Annotated in this window: 12 protein-coding genes; 9 read left to right on the top strand and 3 right to left on the bottom strand. The window is 66.8% G+C overall.

Annotation, left to right across the window (positions count from 1 at the left end; translation table 11 throughout):
• Positions 1 to 3: 3 nt before the first annotated feature.
• From ctaD to UUA_RS10655, 3 genes are all read left to right on the top strand, one after another.
• Positions 4 to 1,620 (top strand): cytochrome c oxidase subunit I, encoded by a 1,617-nt coding sequence (gene ctaD / locus UUA_RS10660; protein WP_008436673.1) that lies wholly within the window; start codon positions 4 to 6, stop codon positions 1,618 to 1,620.
• A 45-nt stretch (positions 1,621 to 1,665) separates the two neighbouring features.
• Positions 1,666 to 1,809 (top strand): hypothetical protein, encoded by a 144-nt coding sequence (locus UUA_RS19810; RefSeq protein WP_167316981.1) that lies wholly within the window; start codon positions 1,666 to 1,668, stop codon positions 1,807 to 1,809.
• Between the two features lie 112 nt (positions 1,810 to 1,921).
• Entirely contained in the window at positions 1,922 to 2,809 is an 888-nt protein-coding gene (locus UUA_RS10655) for a cytochrome c oxidase subunit 3 (protein WP_008436671.1), read from the top strand.
• A gap of 355 nt (positions 2,810 to 3,164) precedes the next feature.
• Here UUA_RS10655 and UUA_RS10650 read toward each other — a convergent pair whose 3' ends face one another.
• Positions 3,165 to 3,380 (bottom strand): twin transmembrane helix small protein, encoded by a 216-nt coding sequence (locus tag UUA_RS10650; protein WP_008436668.1) that lies wholly within the window; start codon positions 3,378 to 3,380, stop codon positions 3,165 to 3,167.
• Between the two features lie 59 nt (positions 3,381 to 3,439).
• On the opposite strand from UUA_RS10650, the gene UUA_RS10645 reads away from it, so the two are divergent.
• The 6 genes from UUA_RS10645 (at position 3,440) to mgtA (ending at position 10,286) form a co-directional block, all read left to right on the top strand.
• Positions 3,440 to 4,198, top strand: coding sequence for an SURF1 family protein (locus UUA_RS10645; RefSeq protein ID WP_008436667.1), 759 nt, complete (start codon positions 3,440 to 3,442; stop codon positions 4,196 to 4,198).
• Positions 4,195 to 4,764: a hypothetical protein gene (locus tag UUA_RS10640; RefSeq protein ID WP_008436666.1), complete on the top strand. Its 570-nt coding sequence runs from the start codon at positions 4,195 to 4,197 to the stop codon at positions 4,762 to 4,764. Before UUA_RS10645 ends, UUA_RS10640 begins: the two co-directional genes overlap by 4 nt.
• Positions 4,764 to 5,939, top strand: a complete 1,176-nt coding sequence (locus UUA_RS10635; RefSeq protein ID WP_008436665.1) for a COX15/CtaA family protein — start codon at positions 4,764 to 4,766, stop codon at positions 5,937 to 5,939. The genes UUA_RS10640 and UUA_RS10635 overlap by 1 nt, the downstream gene beginning before the upstream one ends.
• Before the next feature lie 2 nt (positions 5,940 to 5,941).
• Positions 5,942 to 6,844 (top strand): heme o synthase, encoded by a 903-nt coding sequence (cyoE, locus tag UUA_RS10630; RefSeq protein ID WP_008436664.1) that lies wholly within the window; start codon positions 5,942 to 5,944, stop codon positions 6,842 to 6,844.
• Positions 6,845 to 7,242: 398 nt separating this feature from the next.
• Complete coding sequence (locus tag UUA_RS10625) at positions 7,243 to 7,476, top strand: hypothetical protein (protein ID WP_008436663.1); 234 nt, start codon at positions 7,243 to 7,245, stop codon at positions 7,474 to 7,476.
• A 155-nt stretch (positions 7,477 to 7,631) separates the two neighbouring features.
• Positions 7,632 to 10,286 (top strand): magnesium-translocating P-type ATPase, encoded by a 2,655-nt coding sequence (gene mgtA / locus UUA_RS10620; protein WP_008436662.1) that lies wholly within the window; start codon positions 7,632 to 7,634, stop codon positions 10,284 to 10,286.
• Positions 10,287 to 10,326: 40 nt separating this feature from the next.
• On the opposite strand, the gene UUA_RS10615 is transcribed toward mgtA, so the two are convergent.
• Entirely contained in the window at positions 10,327 to 11,322 is a 996-nt protein-coding gene (locus UUA_RS10615; protein WP_008436661.1) for a bile acid:sodium symporter family protein, read from the bottom strand.
• A gap of 10 nt (positions 11,323 to 11,332) precedes the next feature.
• Positions 11,333 to 11,953, bottom strand: coding sequence for a DedA family protein (locus tag UUA_RS10610; protein ID WP_008436660.1), 621 nt, complete (start codon positions 11,951 to 11,953; stop codon positions 11,333 to 11,335).
• Positions 11,954 to 12,070: the final 117 nt, after the last annotated feature.

Below are 12,070 nucleotides of genomic sequence, written 5' to 3'. Positions count from 1 at the left end.
GCCATGTCCTACGCAGCCACCCATGATCAGCATGATGATCACCACGGCGCGCCGAAAGGTTTCTTCCAGCGCTGGTGCATGTCCACCAACCACAAGGACATCGGCACGCTGTATCTGATTTTCTCGCTGACGATGCTGTTCATCGGCGGCAGTTTCGCCATGCTGATCCGTGCCGAGCTGTTCAAGCCCGGGATGCAGCTGATGCAGCCGTACTTCTTCAACGAAATGACCGCCATGCACGCGCTGGTGATGATCTTCGGCGCGATCATGCCGGCCTTCGTCGGCCTCGGTAACTGGATGATCCCGTTGATGGTGGGCGCGCCGGACATGGCACTCCCGCGCATGAACAACCTGTCGTTCTGGATCCTGCCGTTCGCCTTCGTGCTGCTGCTGTCCACCCTGTTCCTGCCCGGCGGCGGCCCGGCCGGCGGCTGGACCATGTACCCGCCGCTGTCGCTGCAGAGCGGCTCGCTGGCCTACGCGGTGTTCGCCATCCACCTGATGGGTATCAGCTCGATCATGGGCGCGATCAACATCATCGCCACCATTCTCAACATGCGCGCGCCCGGCATGGACCTGATGAAGATGCCGGTGTTCGTGTGGAGCTGGCTGATCACCGCCTTCCTGCTGATCGCCGTGATGCCGGCGCTGGCCGGCGCGGTGACCATGCTGCTGACTGACAAGTACTTCGGCACCAACTTCTTCAACCCGGGCGGCGGCGGCGACCCGGTGCTGTACCAGCACATCTTCTGGTTCTTCGGCCATCCCGAGGTCTACATCATGATCCTGCCGGCGTTCGGGATCATCTCGGAGATCGTGCCGACCTTCGCCCGCAAGCCGATCTTCGGCTACAAGGCGATGGTGTTCGCGATCGCCTGCATCGCCTTCCTGTCGTTCATCGTGTGGGCGCACCACATGTTCGCGGTGGGCCTGCCGCTGGGCGCCGAAGTCTTCTTCATGTACGCCACCATGCTGATCTCGGTGCCGACCGGCGTGAAGGTGTTCAACTGGGTGGCCACCATGTGGGGCGGCTCGATGACCTTCGAGACGCCGATGCTGTTCGCCATCGCGTTCATCATCCTGTTCACCATCGGCGGCTTCTCCGGCCTGATGATGGCGTTGGTGCCGGCCGACTTCCAGTATCACGACACCTACTTCATCGTGGCGCATTTCCACTACGTGCTGGTCACCGGCGCACTGTTCGCGATCATCGGCGCCGCGTACTACTGGATGCCGAAGTGGACCGGCAACATGTACAACGAGTTCTGGGGCAAGGTGCACTTCTGGAACAGCGTGATCTGGGTCAACGTGCTGTTCTTCCCGCAGCACTTCCTGGGCCTGGCCGGCATGCCGCGCCGCATTCCGGACTACAACGTGGCGTTCGCCAACTTCAACATGATCAGCTCGATCGGCGGCTTCCTGTTCGGCGCCACCCAGCTGATCTTCGTTGGCGTGCTGATCCACTGCGCGTTCTTCTCGAAGAAGAAGGCCACCGATCGCGTATGGGAAGGGGCCAAGGGCCTGGAGTGGACCATCCCGTCGCCGGCGCCGCACCACACCTTCGAGGTGCCGCCGGTGATCAACGACGATGAACTGGCTCACGGCCACGTCAACGATTGACCGTCATGCCGGCCGTGGCCGGCATGACCTCGGGAGCAGGCAGAGATGGCGCAGCAGACGATTCATGCGGCAACGGCCCAGCCGGACGGGAAATCCCGCCGCGGCGTGCGGCGCACGGTCACGATACTTGCCGTGGTCGCGCTGGCGGTCTACCTGTCGACGTTCCTGCAGATTCTGCTGATGAAATAGCGGTCCACGCGTTACAGGTGTCCTTCAACCGGCGCGGTTCGGCAGCCGGCGTGCAGTTCCCCGGTCGCTGCGACGGGGCAAAGTCATCAAGAGAAATCCACGGGGTTACACCATGGGTCAGCAACACGACGCTTACTTCGTTCCGACCAAGAGCTACTGGCCGTTCGTGGCCGCAGTGGTCATGTTCACCACCGTGTTCGGCGCCGCGCACTGGTTGGGCGCGGAGCCCGGCGAGAGTGGTTTCGGCAAGTCCGTGCTGACCATCGGCGTGATCGGCATGCTGGCCATGTTCTTCGGCTGGTTCCGCTCGGTGATCAACGAGTCGCTGGCCGGCAACTACAACCACCAGGTGGACACCTCGTTCCGCATGGGCATGATGTGGTTCATCTTCTCCGAGGTGATGTTCTTCGGCGCGTTCTTCGGCGCGCTGTTCTACATCCGCATGTTCTCGGTGCCGTGGCTCGGCGGTCACGGCCACGGCGTGCTGACCCACGAATTCCTGTGGAGCGACTACACGGCCGCCTGGGGCGCCAATGGCGGCAACGGCCCGGAACAGGCCGGCGGCGCGTTCCGCACCGTGCCGGCATGGGGCCTGCCGCTGCTGAACACGCTGATCCTGCTCACCTCCAGTGTCACCGTGACGATTGCGCACCATGCGCTGCGCGCCGGCCATCGCGGCAAGATCCTGCTGTTCCTCGGGCTGACCGTGCTGCTGGGCGCCACCTTCCTGTACTTCCAGGCGCACGAGTACATGGAGGCGTACAAGGAACTGAACCTGACCCTGCACAGCGGCGTCTATGGCTCGACCTTCTTCATGCTCACCGGCTTCCACGGCCTGCACGTGACGTTGGGCACGATCATGCTGGCGGTGATCTGGCTGCGCGTACTGAAGGGGCATTTCGACAAGGACCATCACTTCGGCTTCGAAGCGGTGGCGTGGTACTGGCACTTCGTCGACGTGGTCTGGCTCGGCCTGTTCATGTTCGTTTATATCCTCTGACTTCACGCGACGTCCTGTCGCGAAAGGCAAAGATCAAGAAACCGGCCATCCGTGGCCGGACTTTTCAGAAGAGCGACGCGAGATCCTGCTGCGGAGAGCGAATCAAGAACCGGCCATCGGGCAGCTACTCCTGCGTTGCCTCAACTGGGGCATCCATGCCCTCGTCATGCCCTCGTCATGGCCGGTTCTTGCTTTCACGCGACGTCGTGTCGCGAAAGGCAAGATCAAAGCCGGCCATCCATGGCCGGATTCTTCATAGGAGCATTGCTCCGGATCGGGTTCGGGCATGAAAAAAGCCCGCCGGATAGCGGGCTTTTCGTTTGGCGGGAAATGGCCGCGGTCGTGGCGGCTACAATCATTGGCCCACGTCGTGCGGGTGCAGCCAGCCCATCCAGATGCCGAACGCGACCATGGCGATGAACACCAGCGACAGGCCGATGCGGCGGGTCAGCGCCCATACCGTGCGCCGGTCGTCGTCCTTGTCGGTCATCATGAAGTACAGCGCCTGACCGAGGCTGAAGATCACCACCAGCAGCACCACTACCAGCGCAATTTTATAGATGGTTTCCACGTGATTGATCCCGTCAAGTTCGACACGGCGAGTATAGCGGCCACCGGCAGGCGCCTGGCGTGAGCGGATTCCGCCGTCCTTCGTGGTGGGCGCTGCTGCTGACCGCGGCCGGAGCGTTGCTGTTCGTGCGTCTGGGCGTGTGGCAGCTGCATCGTGCCGACTTCAAGGAAGATCTTCTGCGACGGTATGCCGCGGCCGCTGCGGCGCCGCTGCAGGACTTTGCCGTGGTGGCCGACGCGCCGCCGGCGGACGGCTTTCCGCGGGTGAAGGTCGACGGCCACTACCTGGCCGACCGCGTATATCTGCTGGACAATCCGAAGCACGACCGCCGCGGCGGCGTGCAGGTGTACGCGCCGCTGGCGATGGACGACCGCTCGCCGTTGCTGCTGGTCGACCTCGGTTTCCTGCCCGGCAACGGCAGCGACAAGCCGCCCCAGGTGCCGCCGTTGCCGACCGGCAGGATGAGCCTGCAGGGGTTGTACGTGCCACCGCCGCCGGTCGGCTTCGAGATGGGCGGCAATGCGCTGGCACGGCAGACGCAGTGGCCGAAGAGTTCGATCTTCCTGGATCCCGCGCAGGTCGCCGTCGACCTCGGACGGCCGCTGTATCCGCGGGTACTGGCGCTGGACCCTGACCCGGCGGCGATCTACGAGCGCGAGCGCAACCTCGATTTTTCCTCGATGCCGCCGGCGCGGCATCGTGCCTACGCGTTCCAGTGGTTCACCTTCGCGCTGGCCGCGGTGGTGATCCTGCTGGTCGTGCATCGCAAGCGCAAGCCGCGCCGCGCCGATTCCACCAAGGTCGATGAGAACCGATGAAAGCCGCTGACCCCGCCAACGTGCGCAAGAGCCGACTCTTCCTGCTGCTGATCGTGCTGGCGTTCGTCGCGCCGATGATCGTCGCCGGCCTGCTCAGCTGGAGCGGCTGGCAGCCGGGTACCAAAGGCAACGGCGAACCGATCCTGCCGCAGCGCAACTTCGTCGACGAACAGCTGCGCGTGCAGCTGGCGGATGGCCAGCCCTACGCCTGGCGCGACAGCCAGCCGCGGCTGACCCTGGTGGCGCTGGCTGGCCCCGACTGCGCCGCGCGCTGCCTGGCCACGCTGACCAGCATGGCTGCGGCGCGGGTCACGCTGAACCGCAACCAGTCGCGCCTGCGCCTGCTCTACCTGGGCACGCCGCCGGTGGACGACGCGCGTGACGGCATGCGCAACTACTGGCAGCTCGGCACCGACGTCGACGGCAAGCTGGCCGGATTCCGGCCCGACGCAGCGGACAGCGTGAGCGGGCTGCTGGTGGAATCCAACGGCACCGCGCTGTCGCTGTATCGCGCCGGCTTCGACCCGAGCGGTTTGCGCAAGGACCTGCAGAAGGTGATCAAGTGATGTCGTCACGTTCGCTGCGGTGGTTGCGCTGGCTGGCACTGTTCGCCGCGGTGTTCGCCTTCGGGCTGGTGATGTTCGGCGCCTTCGTGCGGCTGTCCAACGCCGGCCTGTCCTGCCCGGACTGGCCCACCTGCTACGGCCAGGTGACCTGGCCGCAGCATGCGCAGGCGGTGGCGCATGCCGACGCGGCGTTCCCGGATCGCCCGTACGAGGCGCACAAGGCCTGGCGCGAGCAGGTGCACCGCTTCCTCGCCGGCACGCTCGGCGTGCTGGTGTTGCTGCTGGCGTTGCTGGCGAGCTGGCGCCGTCGTGATGCGCTGCTGGCGGTGCTCGTCGGCGCCGTGTTCGCGGCGCTCGGCGTGGGCCTGTACATGCGCGGCGAACACCTATGGTCGTCGCTGCTGGCGGCCTGCGCGATCGCGCTGCCGCTGATCGCCGCGATCCGCCTGCCGCGGCCCGGTGCCTGGAAGATCTGCGTGCTGGCGCTGGCGGTGATCATCTTCCAGGCGATGCTCGGCATGTGGACGGTGACCTTGCTGCTCAAGCCCATCGTGGTGATGGGCCACCTGCTCGGCGGCATGGCCACGTTCGCGCTGCTGGCCTACGCCGCGCTGCGTTTCGCCGGCGTGGCGGCAGCGGGCGATGGCCTTGCCGACCTGCGCCGGCTGGTGGCCGTCGGCATCGTGCTGTTGCTGTGCCAGATCGCGCTGGGTGGCTGGACTTCGGCGAATTACGCCGCGCTGGCCTGCGGCTACGGCCCGGGCTCGTTCCCCGAATGCCTCGGCCAGTGGGCGCCGCCCGCCGATTTCCGCGAGGGTTTCGTGCTGTGGCGCGGCATCGGCGTGAACTACGAGGGTGGCGTGCTCGACATGGCCGCGCGCAGCGCGATCCAGATCGCGCACCGGCTCGGCGCGCTGGTGGTGTTCTGCTACCTCGGCTGGCTGGCGGTCCGCACGGCGCGGCATGGCCTGCGCGCGCTGGGCCTGGCGATCGCGCTGGCGCTGGCGGCGCAGGTGCTGCTGGGCATCAGCAACGTGTACTTCGGCCTGCCGCTGGCGGTGGCGACCGCACACAATGGGACGGCGGCCCTGCTGCTGTTCACCCTGTTGGCCACGCTGGCGCGCACGCAGCGGCGGCATGACGCGTCGATGTTCCTGTCGTTGGGGCGAGCGTGAAGATGAGCGTTTTCCATGAGTACCTGCAACTGACCAAGCCGCGCATCGTCGCGCTGCTGGTGTTCTGCGCGGTGATCGGCATGTTCCTCGCCGTGCCCGGCATGCCGCCGTGGCGCGCACTGGTGTTCGGCACGCTGGGCATCTGGCTGGCGTCGTCCTCGGCGGCCGCGTTCAACCAGCTGATCGACCAGCGCATCGACAAGGTGATGGTGCGCACGGCGCACCGGCCGCTGGCCACCGGCCATCTCAATGCACGCCAGGTGTTCGTGTTCGCGCTGGTGCTGGGCCTTGCCTCGATGCTGGTGCTGGTGCTGTGGGTGAACACGCTGACCGCCGTGCTGACCTTCGCCGGCCTGATCGGCTACGCGGTGATCTACACCGCCTTCCTCAAGCGCGCCTCGCCGCAGAACATCGTGATCGGCGGCCTGGCCGGCGCGATCCCGCCGGTGCTGGGCTGGACCGCGGTCACCGGCGCGCTGCACCCGTACGCGCTGCAGCTGTGCCTGATCATCTTCGTGTGGACGCCGCCGCATTTCTGGGCGCTGGCGATCTTCCGCCGCGACGACTACTCGCGCGCGCAGGTGCCGATGCTGCCGGTGACCCACGGCGTGGTGTTCACCCGCTGGCACATCCTGTTCTACACCGTGCTGCTGGTGCTGGTGACCTTGCTGCCGGCGCTGACCGGGATGAGCGGGCTGGTCTACCTGGGCGGTGCCGCGGTGCTGGGCGGGGCGTTCCTGTATTACGCGGTGCGCTTGCTGAATCCCCCGGACGAGCTGTACGCGATGAGGGTGTTCAGCTACTCCATCGTCTACCTGATGGCGCTGTTCGCGTTCCTGCTGGTCGACCACTGGCTGCTGCCGCCGCTGATGTCTTCCGGCCCGCCGCCGGTATCGTTCGGCTGAGAGGTTGTGATTTTTTCAACCTCTCATGTGAGGGGGCCTGGCGTGTACCGGACTCGCGACTGAAGAAAACCACAGCAGGATGTGGTTTTCTTCACAAGCTCCGAGCGGCGATCGCGCGAACTTTCGCCGCCGCAGGCATTGACAACGCGCTGCTGCAGCACAACAATGCGCGCGCCCTCCGGCGCGTTCGCGCCGACCGGCTTCCTGTCCTGACTAACCAAGGCATATGGACGTTTACCCTAGTCGCAACGTCGACATCCGCTCGCATCGGGTGCCGGCATTGCATAACAAGCTGATGATCTGCGGCGACCGCCCGCGGTCGGCTGGCGCTTTCCTCGACTAGGGAAGACCGGCCCACCTCCCGCGGCGCCGTGGGCGCCGTAACGAGGAGATGGGCCATGAAGCTCCTTCGCGATTCCGTTCTGTTGCGCACACTGCGCCGGCTGCTGGTTGGCCGTCGCAAGGCCGTGCGCGCGCCCTACACCATCACCGTGCCCGCCCCGCTGGAACGTCCCGCCGGTAGCAGCGTGGTCGAGCTGCCGCGCCGTGCCGACGCCGGCGAGCGCGCCGCGTCGACGCAACAGGCCCGCTTGCCATCGTCCGGCCATCTCGCGCTGGTATCCAGTCGCTGATGGTCGCCCCGACCTCATGCAAGGGGTGGCCTCCGCCAGCGGCGGAGCCATCGCGGCGCGTGCGCGGCCATGCGCAACCATGCCGGCGCGTTTGACGGATTGATTCCGCGCACTCGCACCGGCGGCAGGCAACAGCGGGTTCACGGAAGCGGGTCATGATCAAGCAATCCATCCAGGGCGCCCTTCCGAAGGTGCCGGGCAAGGGCGCGCCGGCACCGGCGCACGTGGCGGTGGCGCAGGAGGCGTTCCGCGACAACGAGGCGCTGCTCGCCGCGCTGGACACCACGCCGGCCGGCCTCGATGAGGCGCAGATCGCCGCGCGGCTGGGGCGCGACGGCGTCAACGAGGTCTCGCACGAGAAGCCGCCGCACTGGTCGGTGCAGCTGCTGCGCGCGTTCAAGAACCCGTTCATCATCGTGCTGCTGGCGCTGGCCGGGGTGCAGCTGTTCACCGATTCCAGCGATCTTACCGGGCCGGCGATCATCGCGGTGATGGTGGGCATCAGCGTATTGCTGAGCTTCACCCAGGAGTTCCGCTCCTCGAAGGCGGCGGAGCAGCTGAAGGCGATGGTGCGCAATACCGCCACGGTGACGCGGCGTGCCTCCGACGGCCACAGCGAGCGCATCGAGGTGCCGGTGGGCGAACTGGTCGCCGGCGACATCGTGCACCTGGCCGCGGGCGACATGGTGCCCGCCGACCTGCGTCTGCTGCACGCGAAGGACCTGTTCATCAGCCAGGCGATCCTCACCGGCGAGTCGCTGCCGGTGGAGAAGGCCGCACCAGGCATGCACGGCGCGGCCGACGCCGACCGCGCCAACCCGCTGGACCTGCCGACGATCTGCTACATGGGCACCAACGTGGTCAGCGGCACCGCCACCGCGGTGGTGGTGGTGACCGGCCAGCGCAGCTATCTCGGCTCGCTGGCGCACAGCATCGTGGGCCAGCGCGTGCAGACCAGCTTCGACCGCGGCGTGAACAGCGTCAGCTGGCTGCTGATCCGCTTCATGGCGGTGATGGTGCCGGTGGTGTTCCTGATCAACGGCTTCGACAAGCACGACTGGCTGCAGGCGTTCATGTTCGCGCTGTCGGTGGCGGTCGGCCTCACCCCGGAAATGCTGCCGCTGATCGTCACCGCGAACCTGGCCAAGGGCGCGCTGGCGATGTCCAAGCGCAAGGTGGTGGTGAAGCGGCTCAACGCGATCCAGAACTTCGGCGCGATGGATGTGCTGTGCACCGACAAGACCGGCACGCTCACGCTGGACAAGATCGTGCTGGAGCGACACCTCGACCTGCACGGCGAGGAGTCCGACGAGGCGCTGGAGTACGGCTACCTCAACAGCCGTTTCCAGACCGGCCTGAAGAACCTGATGGACAAGGCGGTGCTGGAGCATCGCGACCTGGAGCCAGCCGCGGCGCACTACCGCATCGTCGACGAGATCCCGTTCGACTTCCAGCGCCGGCGCATGTCGGTGGTGCTCGGCAACGGCGACGGCCACGACCTGATCGTGTGCAAGGGCGCAGTGGAGGAGATGCTGTCGATCTGTGCCTGGGCGAAGACCGGCGGCGAGACCGTGCCGATGACCGACGTGCTGCGCGACGAGGTCAAGGAGATGACGCACGGGCTCAACGAGGACGGCCTGCGCGTGCTGGTGGTGGCAGTGAAGCAGCAGCCGCCGGCCGGGCGGCCGTACGGTGTCGCTGACGAGAGCGGGCTGACCGCGGTGGGCTGCCTGGCCTTCCTCGATCCACCGAAGGATTCGGCCGCCACGGCAATCGCCGCGCTGCATCACCATGGCGTGCAGGTGAAGGTGATCACCGGCGACAACGAGGCGGTGACGCGCAAGATCTGCCGCGAGGTGGGGCTGGACGTGGAGCACTCCGCGCAGGGCCGGCAGATCGAGCCGCTGGACGACGCGGCGCTGGACGCGCTGGTGGCGCGCACCACCGTGTTCGCCAAGATGTCGCCGCTGCAGAAGGCGCGCGTGGTGAAGTCGCTGCAGCGCCAGGGCCACACCGTGGGCTTCCTCGGCGACGGCATCAATGACGCGCCGGCGCTGCGCGAGGCCGACGTGGGCATCTCGGTGGACACCGCCACCGACATCGCCAAGGAGTCGGCCGACATCATCCTGCTGGAAAAGAACCTGATGGTGCTGGAGGAAGGCGTGCTGGAAGGCCGCGTCACCTTCGGCAACATCATCAAGTACATCAAGATGACCGCCAGCTCGAACTTCGGCAACATGTTCAGCGTGCTGGTGGCGAGCGCGTTCCTGCCGTTTTTGCCGATGCTGCCGCTGCAGATCCTGGTGCTGAACCTCTTGTACGACATCTCGCAGCTGTCGATCCCGTTCGACCGCATGGACGAGGAGTACCTGCGCAAGCCGCGCAAGTGGGACGCCAGCGACATCGGCCGTTTCATGGTGTGGATCGGCCCGGTCAGCTCGATCTTCGACATCACCACGTTCCTGCTGCTGTGGCACGTGTTCGGCGCGAACTCGGTGGACCACCAGTCGTTCTTCCAGTCCGGCTGGTTCATCGAGAGCCTGCTCACGCAGACGCTGATCGTGCACATGATCCGCACGCGCCGCATCCCGTTCCTGCAGAGCATCGCCTCGGCGCCGGTGCTGGCGCTGACCAGCGCGATCATCCTGGTCGGCCTGTTCGTGCCGTTCACCGGGCTGGGCGCCAAGATCGGCATGGTGGCGCTGCCGCCGGCGTTCTTCGGCTGGGTGGCGCTGACCGTGCTCACCTACGGCGTGCTGACCCAGCTGATGAAGCTGGTCTACATCCGCCGCTACGGACGCTGGCTGTGAGCATGGCCGCGGGTGGCGGCGCGCGGGCTGCCGGCGGACGTCAGTCCGCCTCCAGCGTGTCGTCCGTCGCTGCCGCGCGGGTGGCGTAGCGCCGCGCCACCACCGCGCACACCATCAGCTGCAGCTGGTGGAAGATCATCAGCGGCAGCACCAGCGCGCCGAGGCCGCCGGCCTGGCCGGCGAACAGGATCTTCGCCATCGGGATGCCGCTGGCCATGCTCTTCTTGGAGCCGCAGAACACGATGGTGATCTCGTCCTCGCGCGAAAAGCCGAGCCGGCGCGCGGCCCAGGTCAGCGTGGGCATCACCAGCGCCAGCAGCAGCGCGCACATCGCCAGCGTGGCGAGCAGGGCGGAGACCGGCGTGTCGCGCCACAGGCCGCCGACCACCGCGGCGCTGAACGCGGTGTACACCACCAGCAGGATGGTGCCCTGGTCGGTGTAGCCGAGCAGCGGCCGGTGGCGATCGACCCAGCCGCCGATCCAGCGTCGTGCGGCGTGCCCCAGTGCAAACGGCAGCAGCAGCTGCAGCATGATGTCCAGCACGCCGCGCCAGGAAGCGCCGCCGCCGTGGCTGGCCAGCAGCAGGCCAACCAGCAGCGGGGTCAGCACGATGCCGATCAGGTTCGACATCGACGCGCTGACCACCGCGGCGGGGACATTGCCGCCGGCGATCGAGGTGAACGCAATCGACGACTGCACCGTGGACGGCAGCGTGCACACGAACAGCACGCCGAGGTACAGCTGCGGCGTCAGCAGCGTGTGGCCGAGCGGCTGCAGCGCCAGCCCCAGCAGCGGAAACAGCACGAAGGTGCTGGCGAACACGGTCAGGTGCAGCCGCCAGTGGGTCAGCCCCTGCACGATCGCCGTGCGCGGCAGCTTGGCGCCGTGCAGGAAGAACAGCAGTGCGATCGCTGCATCAGTGACCCCGTCGAATATGCGTGCGGCGCCGTCGCGGCAGGGCAGCAGCGTGGCCAGCAGCACGGTGGCGAGCAGGGCGACGGTGAACTTGTCCGGGCGGACGCGGCGCGGCGACATGCGGAGCCGCTCAGTCCAGTCCGCAGCGCTTGCGGCGTCGATGCTTCCACCACAGCACCAGCACGGTCAGCAGCACGATGCCGACCAGCACCCACAGGCTGCTCTGGCCGCGGTGGATCCATTTCACCAGCCACTCGTGGTTGTCGGCGCCGAAGTAGCCCAGGTAGACCCAGATCGGCACGCTGATCAGCGCGGCCATGGTGTCGATCAGCAGGAAGCGCAGGAACGAGACCCGGTGCGTGGTGCCAGCGGTGAGGTAGACGGTGGTGCGCATGCCGGGCAGGAAGCGCGCGAAGAACAGCATGCGGTTGCCGTACTGGTCGAACTTCTCCTGCACCTTGACGTAGCGCGACGGAGTCAGCACACGCGCCACGAAGCGCCATTGCAGGATGCGCGCGCCGTAGTGGTGGCCGAGCAGGAAGATGGCGCAGTCACCCAGCAGCACGCCGAACATCGCCAGCGCGAACATCGTATGCACGTTGGCGTAGCCCAACCCGGCGATCACGCCGCCGGCGACCAGGGTGATGTCTTCCGGCAGCGGCAGGCCGGCGCCGCAGATCATCAGCGCGATGAACACGGCCACGTAGCCGTTCTCGGCGAAGATCGTCACCAGTTGCTGCAGCAGGTCCATCAGTGTCCTTGCGCTCCCCGGTGCGGCCCCTGGCCGGCCGCAGCCGGGCATGATCCCATAGTCGGGCGGGGTCCGGCGGCCGCTACGGCAAGGGTGGTCAGGCGGCTGCTCATTGCG

It is taken from the genome of Rhodanobacter thiooxydans LCS2 (assembly GCF_000264375.1).
Taxonomy (GTDB): domain Bacteria; phylum Pseudomonadota; class Gammaproteobacteria; order Xanthomonadales; family Rhodanobacteraceae; genus Rhodanobacter; species Rhodanobacter thiooxydans.
The sequence above is the reverse complement of the archived record's forward strand: the minus strand, read 5'-3'. Positions and strand labels throughout refer to the sequence as shown.

Bases quoted from the DNA above. Each gene is read 5' to 3' on its own strand.
- UUA_RS10625 (WP_008436663.1), top strand. From the start codon at position 7,243: ATGAAGCTCCTTCGCGATTCCGTTCTGTTGCGCACACTGCGCCGGCTG.
- ctaD (WP_008436673.1), top strand. From the start codon at position 4: ATGTCCTACGCAGCCACCCATGATCAGCATGATGATCACCACGGCGCG.
- UUA_RS10655 (WP_008436671.1), top strand. From the start codon at position 1,922: ATGGGTCAGCAACACGACGCTTACTTCGTTCCGACCAAGAGCTACTGG.
- UUA_RS10610 (WP_008436660.1), bottom strand. From the start codon at position 11,953: ATGGACCTGCTGCAGCAACTGGTGACGATCTTCGCCGAGAACGGCTAC.
- mgtA (WP_008436662.1), top strand. From the start codon at position 7,632: ATGATCAAGCAATCCATCCAGGGCGCCCTTCCGAAGGTGCCGGGCAAG.
- UUA_RS10640 (WP_008436666.1), top strand. From the start codon at position 4,195: ATGAAAGCCGCTGACCCCGCCAACGTGCGCAAGAGCCGACTCTTCCTG.
- UUA_RS10615 (WP_008436661.1), bottom strand. From the start codon at position 11,322: ATGTCGCCGCGCCGCGTCCGCCCGGACAAGTTCACCGTCGCCCTGCTC.
- cyoE (WP_008436664.1), top strand. From the start codon at position 5,942: ATGAGCGTTTTCCATGAGTACCTGCAACTGACCAAGCCGCGCATCGTC.
- UUA_RS19810 (WP_167316981.1), top strand. From the start codon at position 1,666: ATGGCGCAGCAGACGATTCATGCGGCAACGGCCCAGCCGGACGGGAAA.
- UUA_RS10635 (WP_008436665.1), top strand. From the start codon at position 4,764: ATGTCGTCACGTTCGCTGCGGTGGTTGCGCTGGCTGGCACTGTTCGCC.